This window comes from Roseivirga sp., assembly GCF_034669765.1.
In the GTDB taxonomy this organism is placed as follows: domain Bacteria; phylum Bacteroidota; class Bacteroidia; order Cytophagales; family Cyclobacteriaceae; genus Roseivirga.
This window is the reverse complement of the sequence record NZ_JAXMOQ010000007.1, coordinates 109,176-134,655: the sequence shown is the minus strand read 5'-3', so window position 1 is coordinate 134,655 and position 25,480 is coordinate 109,176. Positions and strand designations below refer to the sequence as shown.

Here is a 25,480-nt window from a genome sequence, read left to right as displayed (position 1 = left end):
TTTCCATTATCTCCTTTATTATCTACTTTTAATAAAGTACTATTAGCCAATGCTTATGATTGGTTGTATACTTTTAAGCCAGGAAGGGCTAAATAATGATATATGTGCTATAGCTATTCGATGTCCTACAAAGAGGAAATGGAGGTCAATAAGTTTTACCAGAAGTTAACCGGTAACGAAATTCAAAAGCTCCTAGATTTTGGCAATCAATTTTACTTCATGGATGCCTACAAGGATTGGCACCCTTCTATGCCTGTAATCACTCAAGATAAGCCTTCAGAGATACAGTTTTTCCATTGGGGTCTGATACCACCATTTGCCAAGTATATAGAAAAGGATGGGAGGCATTTGCACCCTTGGGACTTTGGTAATTACTATTCCAAAACTGCCAATGCAATGATGGAAACAATGGCTGAAAAACCAACATGGAAGAGGCTTTACAAAACAAGAAGGTGTTTAGTTTTAGCGACTGGCTTTTTCGAGTTCTATCACCATAGGAATAACAAGCAAACCTATCCTCATTTGATTAGTCTCCAAGACCACCCAATGTTTGCATTTGCTGGCCTATGGGACAGTTGGAACGACACTGATACTGGTGAAATCATCAATTCATTTAGCATACTTACTACTAAGCCAAATGAGCTAATGTCAGTGATTCATAATAACCCTAATGCACATAGCGGCTCTCGAATGCCTGTAATTCTATTGCCCCAAGAGTGGAGTAACTGGTTAGAGGAAAGCCAAACGCTTGAAGGACTAATGAAATTTGCTAAACCTTTCCCAAGTGATGGCATGAAGGCCGTCCCTGTACGACAAGGATTAAAGGCTAAAACCGCGAATGCCAACATTCCAGAAGTGTTAGAACCAATGGAATACGAGGCGTTAAAAGGAGGGTGGAAACATTATGCTCAATCATTTGAACAAGGCAGTTTATTCTGAATTAGTGAAAACTAATATATTTAGTTCATTACTAATTTGATTATTATTTTACCTTCTTGTTACTTTGTTCTATGAAGGTTGAAGCGGGTAAATATATTGTGCAGTTAAGAAGACATGGGCTAGAATCCATCCACCATTTTCTTAAAATCTGGAAAACGAAACAGGGCTGGTGGTTTCAGACAGATCATAGCGCTAAGCAGTTGATTGATAAGGATGATCATAATGCCTTTTTAGAAGATATTCATGTAGAATTTAACCTCTCCAACTCCTATCATCCCAAATTCGAAAAAATTGAGATAATTGTAAAGGCAACCAGTGACAAAGGTACATCTCATATTTTCACCAGTAGATCTGGAGAGCAGTTTGAAAAAATATTCAAATGCTTCCCTGGCTTAGTAGATCGGTTTTGGGCTGATAAATATAGGAAGGAGAAAATATTCAAGTACCTGAGCAAAGGTCATCACAAGCCAGAATAGCCTTAGTTTATCCTGGTATTTGACTTTACGTCCCTCTCTTCTAGTATGGTTTCCTTGGGTTGTGGTAGATAGGACTCGTAGGCCTCATACAGTTCTTTCCGATCCTTCACATCATTCAGGTAGAATGGATAATGGCCGTCAATTGGGTCAAAAACAATAAACATTAAAACGTTATTCCATTTCTGGCGATACTTAACCCAATCCGTTCAGACTGAGTCGTTCATTTCAAACGTAGTCTGGTGTGAACCTGTAACATCTAATGACATAAGCGATTCTACAAAGAAATCCCTGTGACTCAAATTATTTTGATTAAACCCCGTTTGCGAACGTCCCGAACGACTTGACCATGGCGTTCGCGAACGCCTAACGAACGCCCCAAAGCTGCAGTTTCCAAACGGCTAAAATACCTGCAACGGCTTAATCCAAATCGCTTAAAGTTTCTAAGTAAACTATGGTTAACCGATTAAAACTCTCACAACGGAACATTATTAAATAATAATAGCCAAATACCACACTATTATTATTACATTACTGTCATATGTACTTGTAGTATTCACTGATTTCACTAAACCATCTTTATCATGAAATACATTATCATACTTTTAATGCTGTGTTTATCAAACCTAATATTTGCTCAAAAAATTGTTAATGGCATTGTTCAAATTGAGCCAGGTAGTCCTTTACCTGGTGTCTCAGTATTAGTTCCAGGCACTCAATCAGAAACTTCTACTGATATTGATGGTAAGTTCAGTATTACAATTCCTGAAGGATTTAACACACTCAAATTTACCTACATAGGGTTTAGTACTCAATATGTTGAAATAAATTCGGATTTTTTGACAGTTAGTCTTACACCATTAGATGCAGATGACATTGGAGAAGAAGTAGTAGTTACTGCAAGCGGTAGTTCTCCCGTAAGTTTTTGGTATGGAGCAGAAGCCTCATATAATTTTGTCGGAGATGGTAATATTGAAAATTTTGTCGGTTCTGCACCGATTCAAATTGGTGATTTCAATATTATATCAGACAAGTTCATTTTATATCTCACAGGCAACATATCGAATATTGCTTCTGAAATCTCAGTAGACACTGAAAAAAATATAAATGCTTTGGTTCAGGGATCAAGAGGAGTGAGTATTGCACTTACCCCAACATATATAATTAAGAAGGGAACCTTAGCCAATGATGCTTACCAATTATACACATATGCCAATGTGGGCTTCAAGTATATGAGTTTAAATGAAGGCACAAATGATGAACAATTGAACTTTAGCCAATCAATATTCAATGCGGGAATTGAATTTGAGGGACTCTCTTTGAATAATGACAGCCAAGCTAAGAAGCCTGTCCAATTATTTATTGGGCTATTTCAAACAGGATTTAATGAGGGGCTTTATGAACAATTGACTGGGGAGCGTAAGAGAAAATTATCAGGTGCAAACATGGGTATTACAGTTCCAATTCCTGGCCTACCTTTAGGGTTTAGAGCCTCAACAATATTCATGAAAGATCAAAAACCAATTTGGACTATCGGTTTGATGATTAGAAATAAGTGAATGCTCCATAACGTGTATTAAAGTACTATAAAACTGTCATCAGTAGGATTATTATGTACCTAAAAGACAAATCAAATTACAATACGCCATGTGAGGTAACTGCCGTTTTCAAACGGCTGAAACGGCCACCATTGGCGCTTGCAACGCCTTGTAATGGCCTATTGTGCCGTTCGCAAACGGCACAAACGTGATAAAACGGCTTGACTATGTGTTAAAAACGGAATGGCGTAAACTACTTTTAATAGGTGAATTCACTTGCTGAGGAGTTATTTGTCCATTTTGAACGCTCTCCAGTCTAGCTTTATCAAATAATCAGCTAAATCTAAACCTGCTTCTCGTTCTTGATCGTTCGCATTGCGTTCAAGCAAATCTGAAACGGTGAACGTGGTACCTGGCATTTCTTTTTCAAATTCTACAGCCTTGTTACTCCACAATTTGAAGGCATTGCCCGTTTTAGATAGATCCGGAAAGAGTATTATCCTACGCCCTTTCAGTACTTTGCACTTCTCCAGCTTTAAGCTGCTGAGGTTAAAAACTGCCAACCAAAGAAAGTTATCGGGTTGATCAGGTAACCCAAAGTACAGCGTTGAGTAGATTGCCGTTTTAGGAGCCTCTACAAGTGCTATCGGATTATCCGGATACTTATCTAGTAAATGTTCACCGAACAGGCATGATACCTTTGATTCGTTCTTTAAGTAATCCTTTAGCCATTTTGGCATTTCATGTCCCTGTTTTAGGTAATGCTTTTCAGCAATGGAATGCAGGAAGTTTGTTTTAATAGTGTGGTTCTGTTCATCAAAGGTTTTTACCTGAACAGCCCGAACGTTCCCCGAACGATCTATGTAGGGAATTGTAAGTGCACCCGACAGATAGCCTTTGTTTAATGTACCGAGGTAATAAAGCTCTATTACTTTCTCCACATCCTTCTCAGAGAAGGGGAAAGGAATGTTTTTCAGAAGGTTTTGGATGAATATGTTGCGTTTATATCCGTTTGCTAATAGCGTTAGCTGAAGCACAGAAAAAGGAACGAACGCCTTCGCGAACGGGAGAACGGGGGTTGATTTACCCATACCTACATTAACCTTTCCGCCCTGAAGGTCTTGATCTTTAATTACATAACCGTCTTTGTATGGGTTGAGATGGTAACCACAATTAGCTTCACGATCACAGCGGCCGTACTGCTCAGGCAGATAGTCTCCAGTTGCTTTTTCTACATATCGGACAAAGCGCTTTTTACCACAGCTAGGGCTGGGGCAAATGTGCTTCTTACTTCCTGGTTCAAGTTGATATGATGGATTTATAAATTTCATTTTATCGTGCCGTGTGCCATTCGTGCCTTTTATGCCTTTTTCTAAATTTTAAAGATGCCGTCCATGCCTTTCGTGCCGTTTTATCACAATTGCGGTATGAACGGCACAAAAGGCACACGGCACGTTATGTTGCCTTTTCATATTTTCCTTGATCAAGTTTTACTAGCAGTCCATTAATATCCCAGTCTCTTAAATATTTTCGAACTGTTCTGTCCTTGATACTGTGCTCATCGCCTATTCTTTCAGCCTCGTTGGTTTCAAAAGAATCAGGAAGGGCTAAAAAGAATTGTTTTTTCTTAAGAGGAAATACATCCGTTGGGTCTCTTTTCAAAAGATGAGAATGCATTTTCATTGAATGCTCAATGAATGTTTCTGCTAACGCTACAGCAATATCAAAGTCCTTTCCTGAACATACTTGTTGGTTGTTAGAATAGTCTTGACGCTCCCAAGTGCGCAGAACGGTTAGTATTGAGGCTATTCGGGTAATAATTATTGCTGATCTGAATATGATACTCTTGACATCTGAGCCAAACGATCGGACATAATACTTAGTCAATTTCTCGTATAAGTCCTGTAATTGATTCTCCTGATCTGGTTTCCACGAAAAACGTACCTCACCCCATTTTTCGCACTTTTCATAAATCTGTAATAATTCCTTTGAATAAGGCTCTAATTGATCACTATAGGGTATTGGTTTTGATTTACTGCCAAAGACGTTCCTAAACTCTTCATCCCCATCGAAGTAATAGAACATAAACCGACTGAATAAACCATCTTCAGAGTTTGGGATAATCCCCCTTAACTGCCCAGGTGTACCGCTCAATGCTACCGAAAGGCAAGGGTCTTCAATTTCTTTATAATTACCCGGTCCCTTTCGGTTTTGAGAATGTGTTTCATGCTCAAAAGCCTTTCTCAACACATCACTATACCCAGACCAATCTTGCTTTAGCGTATTGCCTAATGTATCGGCTTCAGACTCAAAAAGAATGGAACTTTGCATGCGTGCCATAGTCTCGACAAAAGAGGCACTACTACTATTCGCTGGAATGAATAAGTATTGGTATTCTGGTTCTAATGGTTCAGCCGAATATAGTCTATCTTTAGCTGGAGTTGCTCGATATAGAGAAAGCTGTGATTGATAATCCTCTTTTTTCAGGTCATTTTCCTTTATGTATCTTCTTTGAATAGGTTGGGCTAGAAATTTACCATAATTCATTTTTCCTTTACCGCTGGCTGCTGGAGCGATTATGAATAAGAAAAGGTTATTCCAGTACGTCTTCCCATCGTGTTGAAATTTTACTCCAGGCATACAGCCGCTTAATACGGTAAGTGTACTCGCAAGAAATACATCCTTATCTCTACCTTGATCAAAAAAGGCACATGTTTCTCTCAGAAATTTTGGAAGTATTTTATAAATGTGCGCAGGAAAGAGTGGTGTCTCAACCTTGGCTAATTCACCCTTATGATTCTCTATTTCCTCAACTAATAGAGTAGCTGTTTCAAGACTTTCATGTTTCGGTTCAATGGACATGGGGAGATTGAATTGGACGTGATGAATAAGTATGAGGAGTCATACACTGGTTGTTGATTTGAAAAATTAAGTTTTGAAAAAGGGGCATCAAGCCCCTAATAATTATTCTGTAGTAGTGGTTGATAATTCACCCCTAATTCCTAAGAATTGTTCCTTCCAGTAGTCTCGCTCCTTTTCATTAAGAGCAAATTCCTTTTTAAGGGCAGTAATGAACTCTTGAAAGTTCGATTGTTCTTGTTCTTTGAACCTAGAGGCCAATGCCATATAATGACGAATAGTCCTTTCGCCCTTCGCAGTTATGTTTTTATTTATACAAGACTGTCTCAGGCTCTCTATGTGTTCTTCCACATGATGACTAATGCGCCAGGTGTTATGGATATCTTGGATAGAATCAAGAATTACGCTTTTCTGATTTTCCGGTAGGTCATTGGCTAAGGTTCTTAACCTTTCCAAAGAATTTTGTAGATTTGTCATGATTATAATTTGTTAATTAGATTACTTAATTGAAAAGGCATGGATTGCAGTCCATGCTTTTTTATTCCGCCTCAAAGTACCTCGCAACTTCAGTTACTGGCACATAGATTTTTCTACCTCCATTTGGCCTAACAGTTTTCACCTTTCCATCAGCAACTAATTCATCGAATTTCGATCGAGCAATTTTAACTCTGCCCATAAATTCTTTAGTAGTCAGGTATTCGGATTGATCTGTATTAGTTGAATCATGCTTCGCCCGTAATGCTTCGAGTATTCTTTGCTGTCCAAACTTGAGTTCGTCAAACTCACTTTTAGGGATGATTAGAAACTGATTTTCCATTGTAGTTATTTTTAGACTATTTTAATTATTTCAAAACTATTTCTAATTAATTAGAAACGCAAGGGATTGAATAAAAAATAATTAAAGAACAACTAATATAGTCTCCATTCAAATATACTATATTTGAAAATGGACTATGTTCTGAAAAAAATTAAGGAATTAAGAGTTTCTAGAGGATTGAGTCAAGACCAAATGGCTGAGGCTATTGGTGTAAATCAATCAAATTATGGTAAAGTAGAAAGAGGAAGCTCTCAAATAACACTTAATAAGCTGTTTGAAATTGCCAAAAAGCTTGATACCCCTGTTTTTATGCTCCTTTATAACGAGGACAAAGATGAATGGCCATTTTTTGACAAGGAATCAGAAGTTACAATTGAAGCATTAAAAAAGAAAAACGAACTACTGGAGAAGGAAAATGAGCAATGGAAGGAAATTGTAGAATTACTCAAAAAGAATGTTGAATTGCTAAAGCAGAGTTTTGAAGAGGGAGAGCTTACTAAGAGGAATGAACAACTTTGGGAAATAGTCAATCACCAAAAAGCCGAATACACCAAGCTCGAAAAGGAATTTAAAGAATTACATGAAACTAAACAGGCCATTGACAATCAAACTTTCAAGTCAATTATTCTTAACCACAAATTCAGAAAAAAACTTATTGAATTAGGGTTTGAAGGCGTCAATGAAATTGAGAAAGAGGTTGCCCTAACATCTATTAAAGAGGAGGATACAGAGCCCGGAGGAGTTTTCCAGCGATTAAAGACAAAATTTGGACTAGTAGACCCTAACGAACGATAAGCGCTTGAAAATCTACTCCACATTTAAAAGGCTAAGGAACTGCTATCATTTATTATTCAGTTTTAAACTCAACTGCTCCAAACCCATTCAGCTCATTAATAAAGTGGCTTGTGCTTATATCAAAATAAGTCTTTGTCGTTTTTGAATTTTGGTGGCCAGCCATTTTGGCCACGTATTCCCTTGGATAGCCCTTTGATATTAACAGTTCACAAAATGTATGGCGACCAACCTTGTTATAAAGCACCTTTTCTATTTTGGCCATTGGGCCAATTATTTTGAGTGCTCTGTTAAATGCCTGGTCTACAACTGTTGGAAATACCAAGGGAGAATCTTCAGCTTTGTACTTATTCAAAAGCCTGATTGCTTCTGGAAACTTGTACAAAGGCACAATATAGCGGTAGCCATTTTTAAACCTTTCACTTACCAGTAATAGCCCAGCTTCAGAATTGATAAAATTCTCGGCCGTTAAGCCACGTACATCACTATAGTATAGCCCAGTTAAACACTGAAAGACAAACAGGTCTCGGTGCAGCTCTAAATATTGTTCTTCCTTTTTCTCGAACTTAAGGTTTACCAATGCTTCAATTTCTGATATGGTAAGAGCTGTTCTTTTCACCACTGAAACTGGCACCTCCAGCTTGACCTCAAAAAATGGATCACGAATTAAATAATCGTTTTTAAGAGCATGCCTGGCAATCTTCTTAAATGGATCAAAGTACTTGGTTACGGTTGAGCCCACCAGTCCTTTATTTAAAAGAAAGTCCCGGTACTCTAAAATGAGACCTTCCCCCAACTCTTTAAACTTGATTTTTGGATTGAACTCTTTGATATGCTTCTTGAAGGTATTGTACTTCTTACGGGTGTTCGGTGATTTAAACTTGATGATCTTCAAATAGTGATCTATATAATCATTGAAAGATTCCTTGTCTCCCTTTCTTTCAAAAAATTCGGACAGCTGCCGGAAAGTTACTGGACGATCGAGAAAGTACAGCTTGTTTACGTACTCTTGGAGTTCTTGCATTCGGTCCATAAGCGCTTTGTTAAACAAATGGTTTTGCGGATGGCTATCCTTCACCCATTTGTTTTCTCTCCCTTGCCAATATTTACTTTCTAGTTTGGGAAGGTTGGGATTAAAGAACCGGATCTCCCTATCGATTGTCACCCGTAGGTGAATAGTGTAGAGATTGCTCTTGGTTTTAGTTTTGTTTCGGTTGAAAATCGGCTTGAATGAAACTCCCATAGTTGTATAACATTTTGGATAACAATTTACGGGAATTAACAAGATAGGACAAGAGAACTAACATGCCTTAACACCAAATAAGCCACTGTTATTCAGTGGCTTATCTCTTGTTTACACTTGTTAGTTAGTGTTAAGTGTGATCCCGACAAGAATCGAACTTGTATCTAAAGTTTAGGAAACTTCTATTCTATCCGTTGAACTACGGGACCATTCCTTTTTTTGGAGGAACAAAATTAATTAATAATATGTGTCTTTCAAGTAATTTGGGAAGATCGCTTTAGGAGACTTTACCACAAAGACAGACGCTTCTCTTGGTAAACAATGATAAAGACAACCAATGGCTAATAAAACCCTGCTGGGGATAGATTATGACAAATGTAACAGGAGTTTATAGATACCCAGCTGCTCTGAAATTAAGAATTGATGATCGCATCAAATTCTTCTTGAGTTAAATATTGAGGGATATAAGCAATATTTTGATTTTTTAAGTTCAGCACAAAAGATTTAAGGTGATTTTTTGACCCCTTCATCAAATTTTCAAAAACTAAAATAATGTCTTCATTATCCACATTGGAACCTAACTCTCTTTGAAGGTCCAAAATATCAATTTCTTCAATAGCCGCACCTACTTTAAGCGCACTCTCTAAACTTACCGATCCAATCTGAATTAATTCTGTATACAATGTTTGAAGTTCTTGATTGACGAATACCCCAGGAGCACTATTAATTGCGGGATCCTCCAATTTATATTTATTTAAGAGTGTTCGTACTGCGTCTGTATGAGACTGCTCGCTCGCTGAGATATTATTAAAGATTTTTGATGACCAAATCGTATATAGATGATCATACACATCCCTTGCTAATTTTTCTTCCTCTCGCATAAATAAAAGCGCCTCTATTTCAGTTTCACTCAAAGGCTCTACTGGAAGTGCCCAAATTTGTATATTGATTAATTCATCGTCTGTAGTAATCATCTCATCACTGGAATCACTACACGAGAGCGTTACCACGGATAAGCTTAACAATATGTAATTGAATAAATTTTTCATGATCTATGATATTTTTATTCAAATAAAGCCAATTGCCAAATGAGTATTGGCAACATTTGTTACACCTGTCAAGGGAAAAACCGGGTTCCTAAGGTTAGCAGAAAGAAGTTACTTGATATTTTTTAGGTAATTGGTCAGCTCACTGATATCAAATGTGATACTCCATATTCCTCTCAAATCACCCATTTTATGATTTAGAGCATTGTCATTTGGGTACAATTCCTGTATCGACTTTAGTGTTTCTGAAGTAACCTGACTACCTGCCTGACCATGACAGTTCAAACAAAGAGGACTATCTAATAAAATTGGTTTAGCATAGAGTACCTGCTTCTCATTAATTACTTCTACCACAGGGTTGAGATCGCCATCATTTTCCAGCGATAAAGCATATTGCTCAAGTATTGCTCGTTCCACATCTGAAGGTTCATCCTTCTGATTCCTAACCCTAAGCGAAGCTCTCTTAATAATAGCATTAGGTGCTATTTTCAATGTGTCAAGAATGGGATATGCGGCCAAATTGCAAAACTGCACCGCAGAAGTAACTCCATTATCTGAGATCGATTTTTTCAATTGGCTACCGAGTGTCTTTTGTGCCAAAATTGAAATTTCACCCCCCTCATTCATCGCCAATTCTGTTAACTCATTAATAGATGGTGTGGAAGTTCCTTTATGATTAGTACAGCCCGTTACAATCAAAATAAGTGGGATTATTAGTCGCCTCATAATTCTATCTTTTTCAATAAAGTAAAACTAAATCAATAGAAAGTTCTGTAACAAATGTTACCCTTATTTTTTATATGTAACATTTGTGTCATAATACTATTATTACTAGTCGTAAACTTGTTCTATAAATAGAGCAACATGTCTAAAGTCGTAATATTAGGATCGGGAATAGCGGGTCATACTGCCGCTTCCCATTTGAGAAGAAAGCTCTCAAAGAAACATGAAGTGCTGGTCGTTTCGCCAAACCGGAACTACCAATGGATTCCCTCAAATATTTGGGTGGGGATAGGAAGGATGCAACCAGAGCAGATTATTTTTCCATTGGAACCGCTCTACAAAAAGAAAGGCATCAACTTTAAGCAAGCCAAAGTTGTGTCATTCCATCCTGATGGAGATGACAGTACCCCACCATACGTAGTTGTGGAATATGTTTTTGGTGAACAGAAGGGGAAAACAGAGAAAGTTGCTTACGACTACCTCGTCAATGCAACAGGACCAAAATTAGCTTTTGACTTAACAGAGGGACTTAACCCTGGTACAGATGATGTTTATTCCGTCTGCACCTATGATCATGCACAGCATGCCGCAAGTGGATTGGAAAAGCTAATTGAAAAAGCAAAGAATTCCTCCTCCAAACTAAAAGTACTTATAGGAACAGGGCATGCAAAAGCTACCTGTCAAGGAGCTGCTTTTGAATATATTCTCAATGTAGAGCAAGAACTAAGGAGAAGAAAGGTTCGGGATAAAGTAGCCATAAAATGGATTACCAATGAGTCCTCTTTAGGAGACTTTGGCATGGATGGAATGCTGCTGTCTTATCAAGGGAAACCAATGAAATCAAGTGATATGGTAGAAATGGTTTTCCGGGATAGAGAAATAGAATGGATTTTAGGGGCAGGTGTCAATAAAATAGATCAAGGAAAAGCCTTCTATGAAAATCTCGAAGGAGAACACAACACCGAAGAGTTTGATTTCGCCATGCTGATTCCAGCGTTTTCGGGTCATGGATTCAAAGCTTATGACCAACAAGGAGGAGATATAACTCCTAAGCTTTTCAAAGGCTTTATGGTTGTAGATGCCGACTATACCGCCAAGCCATACGAGGAATGGACAGTTCAAGATTGGCCGGAAACCTATCAGAACCCGAACTATCCAAACATTTTCGCGCCAGGCATTGCTTTTGCGCCACCGCATAGTATTTCAAAACCTAGAAAAAACCCGAATGGAACAGAAATATTTCCAGCACCTCCAAGGACAGGAATGCCATCAGGTATTACAGCTAAACTAGTAGCAGACAATATTATCGATTCCATCAAAAGCGGAAAAGAGTCATTAAACCATAAAGGTTCCTTAGGGAATATGGGGGCAGCATGTATTGCTTCCGCAGGTTATGGGCTTATAACTGGCAGTGGCGTTAGTATCACAACTTTCCCTATTGTTCCAGATTACAAAAAATATGAAAAAACAGGCGGAAGGGACATTAAAAAGACATTTGGAGATATTGGGCTTGCCGGTCATTGGGTAAAGCTTTCCCTACACTATGCATTTATTTACAAAGCCAAAATGAAACCATTTTGGTGGTTAATTCCAGAATAAAATACCATGAAACAAACCATAACAAAGCGCCAAAAAGCGTACATGCGTAATCCAGTCATCCAGTTTTTCAAATTTATTTATTTGAATGTTCGGATCATTAGGATAGTAGCGGGCGGACACGGGGGTACTAGGAAATAAGAATTTATTCTAAAGAAAAAACGATAATCACCTCATTCTGATAGACCCAAAAATAACGGTCTATCAGTTGAAGTATATTAATCCTTTAATAATATGTGTCCTTCAAGTAGTTGGGAAAAATGGTCATGTGCTGTTTTTTCACCTTCTCGAAAATCACTTCACGCATTTCTGCAATGTTCTCTTTTTTCTCTGCCGAAATAAACACAACGCTTTCACCTTCAGCATTTAAATAGGTTTTTTTCAGCCTTTCCAATGTCATTGGCGGATGTTCCATTTCCTCCTCTATTTCTGGATCTAAAGATTCAACCAACTTGTCAATTTTATTGAAAACGATAATTGTTGGTTTATCTGCTGCACCAAGATCTACCAAAGTTTGGTTTACCGTTTCCATCTGGTCTTGAAAATAAGGGTGCGAAACATCTACTACGTGTAAAAGAATATCAGCCTCTCTTACCTCATCCAAAGTAGATTTAAAAGATTCGATCAAGTGTGTAGGCAGTTTTCTAATAAAACCTACGGTATCGGACAACAGGAAAGGAATATCGTCAATGGCTATTTTTCTAACCGTGGAATCCACGGTAGCGAAAAGTTTATTTTCAGCCAATACATCCGCTTTGGTCATTAAACGCATAAGGGTGGATTTACCCACGTTGGTGTATCCAACCAATGCCACACGCACAATGCTCGTTCTGGATTTTCGCTGAACTGCATTCTGCATTTCAATTTTCTCCAGCTTCTTTTTCAGTACATCAATCTGATTCCTGACAATCCTACGGTCAGTTTCAATTTCCATTTCACCAGCCCCGCCTCTTGTGCCCGTACCACCTCTTTGTCTTTCTAGGTGAGTCCACATTCTGGTTAATCGAGGTAGCAAATATTTGGATCTTGCCAGTTCCACCTGAGTTTTAGCTTGGGCTGTTTGTGCACGATAAAGAAAGATATCTAGGATGAGTAAACTACGGTCGTAGATTTTAACTTCCAGCTCCTTTTCTAAATTTCGTAACTGAGAAGGAGAAAGGTCGTCATCAAAAATAATTGTTTTAACACCTTCTGCTATACAGTAAGTTTTAATCTCTTCGAGCTTACCCTTACCTACAAATGTCCTTACCTCTGGCCTTTCCATCCTTTGTGTAAATGACTTTACAACTTCAAGCCCCAGCGTTTCGGCCAAGAAGGCCAATTCATCCAAATACTCTACTACCTTTTCCTCGGGTTGGCCTTTAGTGATGAGCGCGACCATCACTGCTGTTTTTTCGTCCGTATCCGTTGTTAAATATCCTCCCATAAAGCATCAAAATTACTACTTATCGAAGCCATTTCTAAATTCAACCCAGAAATTGCGTCATGAAACTAAAAAGTATAAACACCATTTAAGGGTATAATAGTTTTGTAACACCTTATCGTTTGATAAGAAAGCTTAACAGCTTAAGTTTGAAAGGAATCTTTTAGCAATGAAAATTATAGAAACAGGCTTTGATGGCCTTTACGAAATTGAGTCTACCGTGTTTGGAGATGACCGAGGGTATTTTTTTGAATCTTATCGAAAAAAGACTTTTGAGGACCTCGGAATACAAACCGACTTTGTTCAAGACAACGAATCGTTTTCTGTGAAGGGTACATTACGTGGGCTTCACTTCCAAAGTGAACCTTACGCACAAGCAAAACTCGTTAGAGTAGCGTTGGGCAAAGTAATGGATGTGGCAGTAGACCTAAGGCCTAACTCTCCTACTTTCGGAAAACATCATACAGTAATTTTAGACGCCAAAAGACATAATCTATTCCTCGTACCTGCCGGTTTCGCTCATGGTTTCTTGGCTTTAGAAGACAGTGTTTTTTCATACAAGTGTACTAACTATTACAATAAAGCATCAGAAGGCGGTATTTTATGGAATGATCCAGAGCTAAATATCGACTGGCAAATAGAAAACCCAATCGTGTCTGAAAAGGATAAACTTTTACCTAATTTTGTAGCCTACAAAAACGCACCTTTATTTTGAGTATACTTTCTTTTTTAAAGCCAAAGGATACTTCTCCCGCCTCTGTTTTGCCTATCAAAACAGACATTCATTCGCATCTAATTCCTGCGATTGATGACGGGGTACAGTCTATTGAAGAATCGCTAACGGTTTTACGCGAAATGGAAGCCATTGGCTATGAGAAGGTTATCACCACCCCCCCACTCCATGCCTGGCACATACGATAACTCTCCAGAGAATATTTATGCTGGGTTGGAAATCATGCGTGAAGCAATCAAAAAAGAAGGTATCAATATTCAGCTAGAGGCCGCCACAGAATATTACCTCGATGAATCGTTTGTAGAGCTGATAGACTCAGGAGCTCCATTAATGACTTTTGGCAATAAGCACGTTTTGTTCGAAACCCCTTTTATGAACATGCCCCCACAATTAAAAGAAGTCACCTTTAAGCTGAGTTTAAAAGGTTATAAACCTGTTTTTGCCCATCCAGAACGCTATTTATACTTAATGCAAAGCGAATATTTACTGGATGAATTGATTGATAGAAATGTAATTCTACAGTTGAACATCATTGCGCTTACAGGTTGTTATTCTAAGCCTGTGCAAAAGTTTGCCGAAAAACTCATTGACATGAAAGCGGTGAAATTAGTAGGCACCGATTGTCACAATATGGGGCATATTGAACTGTTGAAAGAAGCGGTGAAAACAAAGTACTTTAAAAAATTAATGGATTTAGATCTTCTAAATAATTCCCTTTAGAACTTATGGTTTTTGTCACTGGCGCTACGGGCCTACTCGGTAGCTTTATTTGTAGAGAACTCATTAAAAATGGGGAGTCCATTCGGGCTGTCAAACGCGGAAGTAGCCAACTGACTTTGATTGAAGATATTGCCGACCAAATTGAATGGGTAGATGGCGATATGAACGACACCACCTTTCTGCTCGAAGCACTGGAAGGTATTGACGGAGTAATTCATGGGGCTGCGATTATTTCTTTTGACAAAAGAGATGAGGATCGAATGTACAAAACCAATGTACAGGGCACTGCCGATCTGGTAAACGCATGTTTAAAAGCTGATGTAAAAAGCTTTGTGCAAATAAGTTCTGTGGCCGCCTTGGGCAGAAAGCCTGGACAGAAATTTATTGACGAAAAAGACAAATGGGAAGGCACAGAATATGACTCCATTTATGCACGATCCAAATATTTACAAGAACTGGAAGTTTGGCGTGGCGCTCAAGAAGGCTTGAATGTGAAAATTGTAAACCCTTCCGTAGTATTGGGCCCCGGCTTATGGGGTAGCGGAAGCACTTCGGTTTTTAAATATGCTTACGACAGCAAAAAATTTCATCCAGAAGGTACCATCAATTTTGTGGACGTACGCGATGTAGCAGAAATCTGTGTTAAATTACTAAGTGCGAATGTTCAAAACGAAAGGTTCGTTCTTAACGCAGGCACAAAAGAATTTAGAGATTTCTTTACCGAAGTGGCTAGCCGATTTGGCAAAAAACCACCCACCAAACCAGTTCCTTACTGGATGCTCAAAGTAGCCGTAAAATTAGAGTTTGTACGTTCTAGAATAATGCGCCAAAGTGCACTAATCACAAGCGATACCGCCAAGCTATCACGTATGCATTATCACTTCAGAAATGATAAAGTGAAAAAAGCTTTAAACTTTGAGTTTCGCCCTGTGAACGAAACTCTAGACTGGAGCGTTAGAGAACTTAAATCTATGCACAACCTTTAAAAAACAGGGATATAAACGGATCAGGAAAAAAAAGACAGGGCCATATAGTTTGCCATTCATTTATTCCTTACTTTGAATAAACCTTTCGAAAATAGATGCAAGAAGACTATCCTAGCAGAGAAGAGGAACGTGGGCTGATCAAGAAATTCGAAGAGCAACTCAAGCAAAAGACATATAATTTTTTCGATATCACTGAATACGAAACGATTATTCAGTATTACATCGATCACCTTCAATTTGGCAAGGGCTTAAAAGCGTGCAAGCTCGCCATTGATCAATTCCCGTTTTCTCAAGAAATAAGCTTGCTCATGTCGCAGTGCTACATTGGTAAAGAAAATTATCAAGAAGCCCTTAGGGTGATTGATGAAGCTCAAAATTTGCATCCGAATGATGTGGAATTGAACACCGTGAAAGGAACCATTTATTCCTTTTTAGGTGAGTATAAAAAAGCAGTTGAACTTTTGCTCAGCACATTGGATTATGCCGAAGACAAATCAGAAGTATATTATAATGTGGGCCTTACCTACCAAACCAATTCCAAATTTGAAGAGGCAATAGGACATTATAAAAAGGCCATCGAGCTTAATTTAAATCACGAAAGTGCACTTTACGAGCTTGCTTATTGCCTAGACGTTACAGGCAAATTGGAAGACAGCGTTGATTATTATAAGCAGTTCATCGATCAAGATCCTTATTCTACCTACGCATGGTATAATTTGGGAATCGTATTAAACAAGCTCGAACGCTATGAAGAAGCGATAAAAGCTTACGATTATGCTTTGGTCATTGACGATACATTTTCATCGGCTTGGTTCAACATGGGTAATTCCTACATGAACATTGACAAGTATGATGAGGCGCTAGAAGCATATAAGAATACGCTAACGAATGAAGGCCCCTCAGCTGAAACCTACTGTTGTATTGGCACCTCTTATGAAAAACTCGAGCAATACGAGTTGGCCATGAAGTATTACCGAAAATCCACAAAGCTTGATCAGTTTTATGAAGATGCTTGGTATGGAATAGGTTGTTGCTTGTCTGAACAAGACAAGTACTATGAAGCCATTCATTTCTTTAACAAAGCACTAAAGTTGGACCCCGAAAATGCGAACTATTGGCTGGCTATAGCTGATGCTGAACAGCACGTAGGCAATATCGTTTCCAGTTTTGAGGCCTATCAAGAGGCCGCCATGCTTGAACCCAACAACGAAATGATTTGGCTTGATTGGTCGCTCATTCATTACGAACAAGGAGAGCATATAAAAGCCATCGAATTGATTGATAGGGCTTTGGAAGAACTTCCCGAACATTCTGACTTAATGTATAGAATGGTGGTTTACCAAATATCGGCAGGTAGATACAAAGAAGCCTTTGCTTATCTAGAAAATGCTTTAATTTTGGACTTTGAAAATCACGAAGTACTTTTTGATTTCTTTCCTAAAATTGAAACCCAAAAAGCATTATACAAGATCATTGATCAGCACCGAAATAAAATTTAAATGCACTACTTTTTAGATAACCTGCCCGAAAGGACACAGAAACCAAGAGAAAAAGGCTTCACCATGGTCATGGACAAAGGCCTAAGTGTTAGACAAGCGGAAGATTTCCTTAGCGTTAGCGCTGACCATGTAGACATAATTAAGTTAGGCTGGGCTACCTCGTATGTAACGGCTGGCCTAGAAGATAAGCTTAATGTATTTAGAGCTGCAGGAATCCCTTTTTACTTTGGAGGGACACTTTTCGAAGCCTTTGCTGTCAGAAATAAATTTGACGATTACAGAAAATTACTAGACAAATTTCAAGTTCCGTTTGCTGAAGTATCTGATGGTTCATTGGATATGGATCACGATAAGAAGTGTGAGTATATCACTGAATTATCCAAACAAGTTACTGTGCTTTCAGAAGTTGGTTCCAAGGATGAGGAGAAAATTATCCCTCCGTACAAATGGATTGAACTGATGCAGAAAGAGCTAGATGCTGGAGCATGGAAAGTAATTGGTGAGGCACGTGAAGGTGGTAATGTTGGCCTTTTCAGGTCAAGCGGAGAAGTTCGTTCAGGTTTGGTTCAAGAAATTCTAACCAAAATTCCTTTTGAAAAAATCATTTGGGAAGCTCCACAAAAAGCGCAACAAGTGTATTTCATTAAGCTGGTTGGCGCCAATGTAAATCTTGGAAACATTTCACCAGAAGAGTTGATTCCACTTGAAACCATTCGTTTAGGTTTAAGAGGAGATACTTTCAGTCACTTTTTGGACAAATAATTAAGAATGAAGAACCTTAAGGAATTCATTCTCCTTTACTTCAAGGGTATTGCCATGGGTAGTGCTGATGTGGTTCCTGGAGTTTCGGGCGGGACGATTGCCTTTATTACTGGCATTTACGAAACCCTACTGAATGCTATTCGCAGCGTTGACCTTCAGGCACTTCAGTACCTCAAGAAATTTCAGATTAAAGCGCTTTGGAAGCATGTTAATGGAAACTTCTTATTGCCACTTTTAGCGGGAATTGCCACCAGTGTTCTCACACTAGCAAAAGTAATTACCCATTTGTTGGCCGAGTATCCAATACAGGTTTGGTCTTTCTTTTTTGGTCTTATTGTTATTTCAGCCCTGATTATCCTAAGGGAAATCAAACATTGGAATATTAGCGTTTTTGTGGCCATTGCCTTGGGCATTGCTGCTGCTTACTTCATTACATCTGCCACTCCTGCTGAAACGCCAGAAGCCTATTGGTTTCTATTTATAGCAGGTGCAGTGGCCATTTGCGCCATGATTTTGCCCGGTATTTCAGGGGCATTTATTCTTCTTATTTTTGGGAAGTATGAGTTCATACTATCAGCGGTAAAGGAATTTAGAATTGTAGACATTGCCATTTTTGGCTTGGGTTGCATAGTGGGCTTACTCAGTTTTGCCCGTTTAGTGGGTTGGCTTTTCAACAAATATCATAACATTACAGTAGGTATTTTATCAGGGTTTATGATTGGCTCATTGAACAAAGTTTGGCCTTGGAAAGAAGCCATTGAGACCTATATAGACCGTCATGGTGACTTAAAACCTTTGGTTGAAGCTAATATTTTACCCAATCAATATTTCGCAAAGACTGGTGCCGAACCTTTCTTTTTAGAAGCCATTTTATTTGCTGCTGGTGGCTTCCTGATTGTATTGGCAATGGATAGAGTTGCAGCTGCGCTAAACCCTAAAAAGTAAATGCGAAAATTTGGACTGATCGGTTACCCTCTCGGCCATTCGTTTTCGAAAAAACACTTCTCTGATAAATTCGAAAAAGAAGGAATAGAAGCCGAATATGAGCTTTACCCTCTTGAGGATATTGAGGAATTTCCTGCCTTAGTAAAAAACACAAATGGCCTAGAAGGCATTAATGTTACCATTCCTTACAAAGAATCGGTAATGAAATTCCTTGATGATGTGGATGAAAAAGCCGCTGCCATTGGCGCAGTAAACACCATTAAAATCCAGAAAGGAAAACTGAAGGGCTTTAACACCGATTACCTGGGCTTTAAAACTTCGTTAGTGAAGTTTATTGGCGCCAATCCTATGCCCACAAACGCCTTGATTTTAGGAACAGGCGGGGCTTCAAAAGCAGTCCAAACTGCGCTTTCAGACTTAGATATTCGATTCAAATTGATCTCCCGCAATCCACAAACAGATGAACTTTCATACCAACACTTCAGCACCTCAACACCCCAGCACTCCAACACTTTAACAGCTCAACACCTCAACACCTACAAACTCATCATCAATACCACGCCATTAGGCATGGCTCCTCAAATAGATAGTCTTCCAGACTTACCTTACCATCAACTAACTACCGATCATTTTCTCTATGATTTGGTATATAACCCACTCATTACCGCTTTTATGCAAAAAGGAATTGAAGCCAAATGTTGGGTAAAAAACGGTTTGGAAATGTTACATGGCCAAGCTGAAGCCTCATGGGAAATTTGGAATAAGTAAGTTTTCCTCACTGCCGAGTTCACTCAAAAATTGCTGAACTAAAAACAACTGAAAGAGGTTTTTGTTGCTAACACTTTCCCTTAGTTTTGCCTTATGGATTTCAAGCTTGCTTCTGACTTTGTACCTACCGGTGACCAACCTACAGCCATCAAGGCCTTAACCGAAGGTGTTAATGCAGGAGAAGCTAGCCAAGTGCTATTGGGTGTTACAGGCTCTGGTAAAACCTTTACAGTAGCCAACCTTATTCAAGAAGTTCAAAAACCCACCTTGATCTTAAGCCATAACAAAACCTTGGCAGCCCAGCTCTATGGGGAATTCAAGCAGTTCTTCCCAGACAATGCGGTTGAGTATTTCATTTCATACTACGATTACTATCAACCTGAAGCCTTTATTCCGGGTAGCAACCTTTTTATAGAAAAAGACCTTTCTATTAATGAAGAAATTGAAAAGCTAAGATTGAGTGCTACTTCCGCCTTACTTACAGGCCGAAGGGATGTGATTGTGATAGCTTCTGTCTCCTGCATTTACGGTATTGGAAACCCAGAAGAGTTTGGTAAAAATGTGATTACACTACAAGTAGGTGATGCTATTTCACGCAACAAACTTCTTTTTGCCTTTGTCGATATTCTTTATAGCCGGACAGAGGCTGAATTCAAACGGGGTACTTTTCGGGTAAAGGGCGACACCGTAGATATTTTCATTGCTTATGGCGATTTCGCTTATCGTATATACTTCTGGGGTGATGAAATTGAGGCCATACAAATGATTGACCCAATGTCAGGAATGAAGATCTCGGACGAAAAAATCATCACCATTTTCCCTGCCAACCTTTTTGTAACTGGAAAAGATGTATTGAACCAAGCCATTCTTGAAATTCAAGATGATTTAGTGGAGCGCCTCCACCAGTTTGAAGAAGATGGCAAATTCTTAGAAGCCAAAAGACTGAAGGAACGGACTGAATTCGACCTAGAAATGATGCGCGAATTGGGCTACTGCTCTGGCGTGGAAAACTATTCACGCTATTTCGATAGACGCGAAAGAGGGCAAAGACCTTTCTGTTTGCTCGATTATTTTCCAGAAGATTTTTTAATGGTAGTTGACGAAAGTCACGTAACACTACCGCAAGTGCGGGCCATGTGGGGTGGCGATAGATCAAGAAAAGAAAACTTGGTGGAATACGGTTTCAGGCTACCATCAGCCATGGATAACCGCCCGTTAAAATTTGACGAGTTCGAAGGTTTGGCCAAGCAAACAGTTTACGTAAGCGCTACCCCGGCCGATTATGAACTTAACCTTACTCAAGGCGAAGTGGTAGAACAGGTGATTCGTCCTACTGGTTTACTCGACCCAATTATTGAAGTAAGACCTAGCCCCAACCAGATCGATGATATTCTGGAAGAAATTGACATTCGTGTGAAAAAAGATGAGCGCGTACTCATTACCACTTTAACCAAGAGAATGGCCGAAGAGCTCTCTAAGTATTTAGAAAGGGCCAATGTTAAAGTCCGCTATATCCACTCAGAAGTAACCACCTTGGATAGGGTTGAAATTCTGCGTGATCTAAGACTTGGTGTTTTCGATGTACTGGTAGGCGTAAACTTATTAAGGGAAGGGCTCGATTTGCCAGAGGTTTCATTGGTCGCGATTTTAGATGCCGACAAAGAAGGTTTTCTTCGAAATGAACGCTCTTTGGTACAAACCATTGGCCGTGCTGCAAGAAACCAAAACGGTATGGTGATTATGTATGCCGACCGAACCACGGTTTCCATGCAGCGCGCCATTGACGAAACACGAAGAAGAAGGGCCATTCAACAGGCCTATAATGAGGAACATGGTATCACGCCAACTACCATTCATAAATCGAAAGAAGACATTAGGAACCAAACTTCGGTGGCAGATTCTAGAAAACAGAAAAAGAACTACTATACTGAAAACGAAAGTATTTCCATAGCTGCCGATCCTGTTGTGGCGTATATGAGCAAAGAAGGGATGGAAAAAATGATCCTCAAAACCCAAAAGTCGATGGAGAAAGCCGCCAAAGACCTCGACTTTATCGAAGCCGCCAGACTGCGTGATGAACTAGCTGAATTGAAGGAGTTATTAAGAAAAAAACAATCACATTAACTGCCCTTTATCTGTCTCCAAAAATATTTCTGTTCTTCTGCTGTGACCTTTTCTAAAGTTTGCGTCAAATGGCTAAAACCACAGAAAATAAAACATGAAACAGCAAATTATCATTGGAGTAATCATCTTGACATTGTTCAGCTGCTCTAATGAAAAAGAGAAAGAAGTATTGATGAGTGAAAACTCAAACCTTGTTGCCAAAATAGACAGCCTTTCTTTAGAAATAAAAAGCAGCCAAAAAACTTCTGCTACTTTATTCAAGGCCATGACATTAATGGATTCAATTGATTTGGGCAGAAAAATGCTCAGAGTAACTTTAGAGAACAGCGATTCTCAAGAAGACTTTATCGCGCATTTAACCGAGTTGAAATCTTACATAGCTCAAACTTCTCTTCAGATTTCGAGCTTAGAAAAGTCACTGAAAACCTCGACTTCAGCGCAAAACACTTATGCGAATAGCTTAAAGAAATTGAAGGCAGATTTTGAATCGCAAAAGAATGACATCGCCTTGTTAGAAGCTCGTTTAGATACAGAAGCCAACAATAACCAGAAGTTAGCAGCATTGAACAACATTCAATCAGAAACCATTTTGAATCAAGATGAAATGATTGAAGCAAAAACAATGGAATTAGAGCTTTTGGATCAGCAAATTTCAGCAATGAAATCGGCCTTCCAAATTAGTGAGGCAGACTCTTATTATACCAGAGGTGAGGCTTACTCTCTTGCTGCACAGAGAACAAAACTGGCGCCTAGCAAGAAGAAATCTACTTACAAACAGGCTTTAGAAAACTATCAAAAAGCTCTTGAATTAGGTAGAGAAGACGCTAAGCCTAAAATTGATTTGATTGCTAAGAAATTACATTAATAGGTTTTGAATTTTTGTTTGAGAGAAAGGGGTGTCAAAAGCATCCCTTTTTGTTTTTTTCAAGCCAAGGAGTCTTTACTTTGCTGGTATGAAAGCACATTGGATAAAAGTGTTATTGAGACTTGCCTTAAGTATAGCATTCCTTTCCGCAGTAGCCGACCGTTTTGGGTTTTGGCCTGCAGAAATTTCTGTATGGGGAAATATGGAGACTTTTTTGACCTACACTAGTAGTATGGTTCCGTGGGCACCCGAAAGTTTAGTACCCTTTATGGGGTGGAGCGCTACAATTCTAGAAGTCCTATTTGCAGTATTACTTATCCTTGGCTTCAAAACTAGGCTTACCGCGCAATTGAGTGGTATTCTGCTACTGATTTTCGGTCTATCAATGGCCTTTTCTTTCGGTATAAAAGCCCCGCTTGATTATTCAGTATTTTCAGCAGCTGCTGCCGCATTCGGGCTTTCATTAATTAAAGAGCCGTTTCTAGAGGTAGATCAATTCATTGGAAAAAAGTAAAGGAGTTTAACTCGTCCACCATTTAAAAACTAAGGGTAGCAGAGATCGCTACCCTTTCTTATATTATCCGTCTAATTACCAACTTATGAACAGCCCTCAACTCGATCTCGATTTTGTTAGAAGTTACTTCCCTGCCTTAAAAAACGGTTTCGTTTTTATGGACAATGCCGGTGGTTCTCAAACCCTAAAACCTGTGGTCGATAGAATTTCGGAATACCTACTCAACTATGATGTACAGCACGGAGCTTCCTATGAAATTTCGCGTTTGGCAGGAGAGAAAGTCGATTTTGCTACTAAAGAAATGGCAAAACTCGTGAATGCCAAAGACCCAAAAGAAATTGTGATGGGTCACTCCTCCACCATGATGTTTAGAATTTTGAGCCTAACGCTTTCAAAAGCATGGAAAGCCGGAGACGAGGTAATTACTACCAATTCCGAACATGAGTCCAACTGCTCGCCATGGATGGACCTACAAGAAAAAGGCATTGTGGTGAAAATTTGGGAGGTAAACCCAGAAAGCCTTGAGTTTGAAATCGAAGATCTAAAGCAACTGCTTTCAGCCAAAACAAAACTGGTGACTATGGTGCATGCTTCCAATATTTTAGGCACCATCAACCCAATAGCCGAAGTGGCCAAAGTGGTGCATGAAGCTGGAGCGCTATTCTGTGTGGATGGCGTTGCACTGGCTCCTCACCGCTTAGTGGATGTTCAAGCTTTGGATGTCGATTTTTATGTATTCAGTTGCTATAAAGTATATGGACCGCATTGCGCTTTGATGTATGGAAAACTGGAAATTCTGGAGGCCATGGCAGGCATTAACCATTACTTTATCACAGAAGTGCCTTACAAACTTCAACCTGGCAATAAGAACTTTGAACTGACCTATAGCATGGCTGGACTGACGGAATATTTGAGAGATGTTCACGATCATCATTTTTCAAATGACACCAAAGCGGATGACCAGATAAAATTTCAGAAAAGCTTCGATTTATTTGCCGCCCATGAAGAAGCGTTGGCCAATCGCTTTATGGATTTTCTAAAAACTAAAGACACGGTAACCACCCTTGGCGTGCAAAATGGGGATCAGAAAAGAAGAGTATCCACCATTGCTTTTCATCATGATACTTTAAAAAGCGAAGCCATTGTAAAGCAAGTAGACCCGCACCGCATTGGTATTCGTTTCGGTGATTTTTATGCCAAAAAATTGGTGCAATCCCTCAACCTAGAAGCCAAGGGCGGCCCAGTACGCGTAAGCTTTGTGCATTACAATACACTGGAAGAAGTGGATAGGTTGATTGGGGTATTGGATAAGGTTCTATAGTATCTGTTTGACATTAGGTCAAATTAATAGGGTTTTAAGGAGTCGAATTCGACCCTTTTACTTTCAAAATGACCTTCAAACAGATTGTAGGCTTGAAATGAATAAATCATAGAATTACATAAACTGTCGAATTCTTCTTATTTTTAACTTATGAACGTCAGAAACAAATTAAGAAACAGTCTGATTAGAAAAATTCAGATGCTTTCCACGGATAAACTTACCGAGTTAAGTAAAGAGTTGAATAAAATTGAAAGTAAATTCAAATCAAAAGAAGAAACCCTAAAGCTAGCTGGCTCTTGGAGTGATTTGAGTGAAGACCTATTTTCTGACCTTACAGAAGACCTTCATACCAGGAGGAGTAACGACCGTCAAATTTTATGACAGAGTGTTTAGTCGATACTGATATACTATCCTTTTATTTTCGAGGTGAACCTAACGTTGTTCGGGAATTCACCAAATACCTAAAAGAATACGATCAAATCAACATATCAATCATTACCTATTTTGAAATTATTGGAGGTCTTAAATTCAAAAACGCTCAAAAGCAACTCAATGATTTTGAAGAGTTTGTAAGCAACAATACAGTTATTCATTTATCAGAGGAGTCTGCCAGAATTTCCGGAGGTAAATATGCTGAACTTAGGCAGTCAGGTATTACTATTGGAACATCCGACCTCCTCATTGCTGGAATTGCTATGGAAAATGATCTTACATTAGTGACAAATAATGAAAAACACTATGCTCCAATAAAAGGCCTGAATATCAAAAATTGGAGACTTTAGCCAGACAAAAAA

At 38.9% G+C, this 25,480-nt stretch carries 28 protein-coding genes and 1 tRNA gene; 19 read left to right on the top strand and 10 right to left on the bottom strand.

What is annotated here, in order from left to right; all coding sequences use genetic code 11:
* Positions 1-102: 102 nt before the first annotated feature.
* The gene (locus tag VOI17_RS14685) at positions 103-939 is read left to right on the top strand and encodes an SOS response-associated peptidase (RefSeq protein WP_323757982.1); all 837 of its coding nucleotides are present in this window, start codon (positions 103-105) and stop codon (positions 937-939) included.
* 71 nt (positions 940-1,010) lie between these two features.
* Entirely contained in the window at positions 1,011-1,415 is a 405-nt protein-coding gene (locus VOI17_RS14680; protein ID WP_323757981.1) for a hypothetical protein, read from the top strand.
* 2 nt (positions 1,416-1,417) lie between these two features.
* Here VOI17_RS14680 and VOI17_RS14675 read toward each other — a convergent pair whose 3' ends face one another.
* Positions 1,418-1,579: a hypothetical protein gene (locus VOI17_RS14675; RefSeq protein WP_323757980.1), complete on the bottom strand. Its 162-nt coding sequence runs from the start codon at positions 1,577-1,579 to the stop codon at positions 1,418-1,420.
* Between the two features lie 417 nt (positions 1,580-1,996).
* Between VOI17_RS14675 and VOI17_RS14670 the strand changes: the two genes are divergently transcribed.
* Complete coding sequence (locus VOI17_RS14670; RefSeq protein ID WP_323757979.1) at positions 1,997-2,971, top strand: carboxypeptidase-like regulatory domain-containing protein; 975 nt, start codon at positions 1,997-1,999, stop codon at positions 2,969-2,971.
* A gap of 266 nt (positions 2,972-3,237) precedes the next feature.
* Here the strand turns inward: VOI17_RS14670 and VOI17_RS14665 are convergent, their stop codons facing one another.
* From VOI17_RS14665 to VOI17_RS14650, 4 genes are all read right to left on the bottom strand, one after another.
* A complete protein-coding gene (locus VOI17_RS14665; protein WP_323757978.1) occupies positions 3,238-4,281 on the bottom strand; it encodes a DUF6371 domain-containing protein in 1,044 nt (347 codons plus the stop codon).
* A 124-nt stretch (positions 4,282-4,405) separates the two neighbouring features.
* Positions 4,406-5,812, bottom strand: coding sequence for a DUF3987 domain-containing protein (locus VOI17_RS14660; RefSeq protein ID WP_323757977.1), 1,407 nt, complete (start codon positions 5,810-5,812; stop codon positions 4,406-4,408).
* Positions 5,813-5,914: 102 nt separating this feature from the next.
* Complete coding sequence (locus tag VOI17_RS14655; protein WP_323757976.1) at positions 5,915-6,286, bottom strand: hypothetical protein; 372 nt, start codon at positions 6,284-6,286, stop codon at positions 5,915-5,917.
* A gap of 61 nt (positions 6,287-6,347) precedes the next feature.
* The gene (locus VOI17_RS14650) at positions 6,348-6,626 is read right to left on the bottom strand and encodes a hypothetical protein (RefSeq protein ID WP_323757975.1); all 279 of its coding nucleotides are present in this window, start codon (positions 6,624-6,626) and stop codon (positions 6,348-6,350) included.
* 129 nt (positions 6,627-6,755) lie between these two features.
* On the opposite strand from VOI17_RS14650, the gene VOI17_RS14645 reads away from it, so the two are divergent.
* Positions 6,756-7,421 (top strand): helix-turn-helix domain-containing protein, encoded by a 666-nt coding sequence (locus tag VOI17_RS14645; protein WP_323757974.1) that lies wholly within the window; start codon positions 6,756-6,758, stop codon positions 7,419-7,421.
* A 52-nt stretch (positions 7,422-7,473) separates the two neighbouring features.
* Here VOI17_RS14645 and VOI17_RS14640 read toward each other — a convergent pair whose 3' ends face one another.
* The 4 genes from VOI17_RS14640 to VOI17_RS14625 form a co-directional block, all read right to left on the bottom strand.
* Positions 7,474-8,661, bottom strand: coding sequence for a site-specific integrase (locus VOI17_RS14640; protein ID WP_323757973.1), 1,188 nt, complete (start codon positions 8,659-8,661; stop codon positions 7,474-7,476).
* A 137-nt stretch (positions 8,662-8,798) separates the two neighbouring features.
* Positions 8,799-8,870, bottom strand: a tRNA-Arg gene (locus VOI17_RS14635).
* 204 nt (positions 8,871-9,074) lie between these two features.
* A complete protein-coding gene (locus tag VOI17_RS14630; protein ID WP_323757972.1) occupies positions 9,075-9,710 on the bottom strand; it encodes a DUF2202 domain-containing protein in 636 nt (211 codons plus the stop codon).
* A 108-nt stretch (positions 9,711-9,818) separates the two neighbouring features.
* Positions 9,819-10,433 (bottom strand): DUF3365 domain-containing protein, encoded by a 615-nt coding sequence (locus VOI17_RS14625; protein ID WP_323757971.1) that lies wholly within the window; start codon positions 10,431-10,433, stop codon positions 9,819-9,821.
* A gap of 138 nt (positions 10,434-10,571) precedes the next feature.
* Here VOI17_RS14625 and VOI17_RS14620 point away from each other — a divergent pair, with 138 nt between their 5' ends.
* On the top strand, positions 10,572-12,029 hold the full coding sequence (locus VOI17_RS14620) for an FAD/NAD(P)-binding oxidoreductase (RefSeq protein ID WP_323757970.1): 1,458 nt from the start codon (positions 10,572-10,574) through the stop codon (positions 12,027-12,029).
* A 223-nt stretch (positions 12,030-12,252) separates the two neighbouring features.
* Here VOI17_RS14620 and hflX read toward each other — a convergent pair whose 3' ends face one another.
* Positions 12,253-13,452: a GTPase HflX gene (gene hflX, locus VOI17_RS14615; protein ID WP_323757969.1), complete on the bottom strand. Its 1,200-nt coding sequence runs from the start codon at positions 13,450-13,452 to the stop codon at positions 12,253-12,255.
* 166 nt (positions 13,453-13,618) lie between these two features.
* Between hflX and rfbC the strand changes: the two genes are divergently transcribed.
* The 14 genes from rfbC (at position 13,619) to VOI17_RS14545 (ending at position 25,468) form a co-directional block, all read left to right on the top strand.
* On the top strand, positions 13,619-14,164 hold the full coding sequence (gene rfbC / locus VOI17_RS14610) for a dTDP-4-dehydrorhamnose 3,5-epimerase (RefSeq protein WP_323757968.1): 546 nt from the start codon (positions 13,619-13,621) through the stop codon (positions 14,162-14,164).
* Positions 14,161-14,370, top strand: a complete 210-nt coding sequence (locus VOI17_RS14605) for a CpsB/CapC family capsule biosynthesis tyrosine phosphatase (protein WP_323757967.1) — start codon at positions 14,161-14,163, stop codon at positions 14,368-14,370. Before rfbC ends, VOI17_RS14605 begins: the two co-directional genes overlap by 4 nt.
* Positions 14,351-14,902 carry a tyrosine-protein phosphatase gene (locus tag VOI17_RS14600; protein ID WP_323757966.1) on the top strand — a complete coding sequence of 184 codons (552 nt, stop codon included), beginning with the start codon at positions 14,351-14,353 and terminating at the stop codon, positions 14,900-14,902. Before VOI17_RS14605 ends, VOI17_RS14600 begins: the two co-directional genes overlap by 20 nt.
* Positions 14,903-14,907: 5 nt before the next feature.
* Entirely contained in the window at positions 14,908-15,888 is a 981-nt protein-coding gene (locus VOI17_RS14595) for an SDR family NAD(P)-dependent oxidoreductase (RefSeq protein ID WP_323757965.1), read from the top strand.
* A 95-nt stretch (positions 15,889-15,983) separates the two neighbouring features.
* Entirely contained in the window at positions 15,984-17,387 is a 1,404-nt protein-coding gene (locus VOI17_RS14590) for a tetratricopeptide repeat protein (protein ID WP_323757964.1), read from the top strand.
* On the top strand, positions 17,388-18,149 hold the full coding sequence (locus VOI17_RS14585; RefSeq protein WP_323757963.1) for a phosphosulfolactate synthase: 762 nt from the start codon (positions 17,388-17,390) through the stop codon (positions 18,147-18,149).
* A 6-nt stretch (positions 18,150-18,155) separates the two neighbouring features.
* Entirely contained in the window at positions 18,156-19,094 is a 939-nt protein-coding gene (locus VOI17_RS14580) for a DUF368 domain-containing protein (RefSeq protein WP_323757962.1), read from the top strand.
* Positions 19,095-19,862, top strand: a complete 768-nt coding sequence (locus VOI17_RS14575; protein WP_323757961.1) for a shikimate dehydrogenase — start codon at positions 19,095-19,097, stop codon at positions 19,860-19,862.
* Between the two features lie 93 nt (positions 19,863-19,955).
* The gene (gene uvrB / locus VOI17_RS14570; protein WP_323757960.1) at positions 19,956-21,986 is read left to right on the top strand and encodes an excinuclease ABC subunit UvrB; all 2,031 of its coding nucleotides are present in this window, start codon (positions 19,956-19,958) and stop codon (positions 21,984-21,986) included.
* A 94-nt stretch (positions 21,987-22,080) separates the two neighbouring features.
* The gene (locus tag VOI17_RS14565) at positions 22,081-22,851 is read left to right on the top strand and encodes a hypothetical protein (RefSeq protein ID WP_323757959.1); all 771 of its coding nucleotides are present in this window, start codon (positions 22,081-22,083) and stop codon (positions 22,849-22,851) included.
* A gap of 88 nt (positions 22,852-22,939) precedes the next feature.
* Positions 22,940-23,365 (top strand): DoxX family membrane protein, encoded by a 426-nt coding sequence (locus tag VOI17_RS14560; protein WP_323757958.1) that lies wholly within the window; start codon positions 22,940-22,942, stop codon positions 23,363-23,365.
* 85 nt (positions 23,366-23,450) lie between these two features.
* Positions 23,451-24,686 (top strand): cysteine desulfurase-like protein, encoded by a 1,236-nt coding sequence (locus tag VOI17_RS14555; RefSeq protein ID WP_323757957.1) that lies wholly within the window; start codon positions 23,451-23,453, stop codon positions 24,684-24,686.
* A 150-nt stretch (positions 24,687-24,836) separates the two neighbouring features.
* Positions 24,837-25,067, top strand: coding sequence for a hypothetical protein (locus VOI17_RS14550; protein ID WP_323757956.1), 231 nt, complete (start codon positions 24,837-24,839; stop codon positions 25,065-25,067).
* Positions 25,064-25,468 carry a type II toxin-antitoxin system VapC family toxin gene (locus tag VOI17_RS14545; protein ID WP_323757955.1) on the top strand — a complete coding sequence of 135 codons (405 nt, stop codon included), beginning with the start codon at positions 25,064-25,066 and terminating at the stop codon, positions 25,466-25,468. Before VOI17_RS14550 ends, VOI17_RS14545 begins: the two co-directional genes overlap by 4 nt.
* The last annotated feature ends 12 nt before the right edge of the window (positions 25,469-25,480 follow it).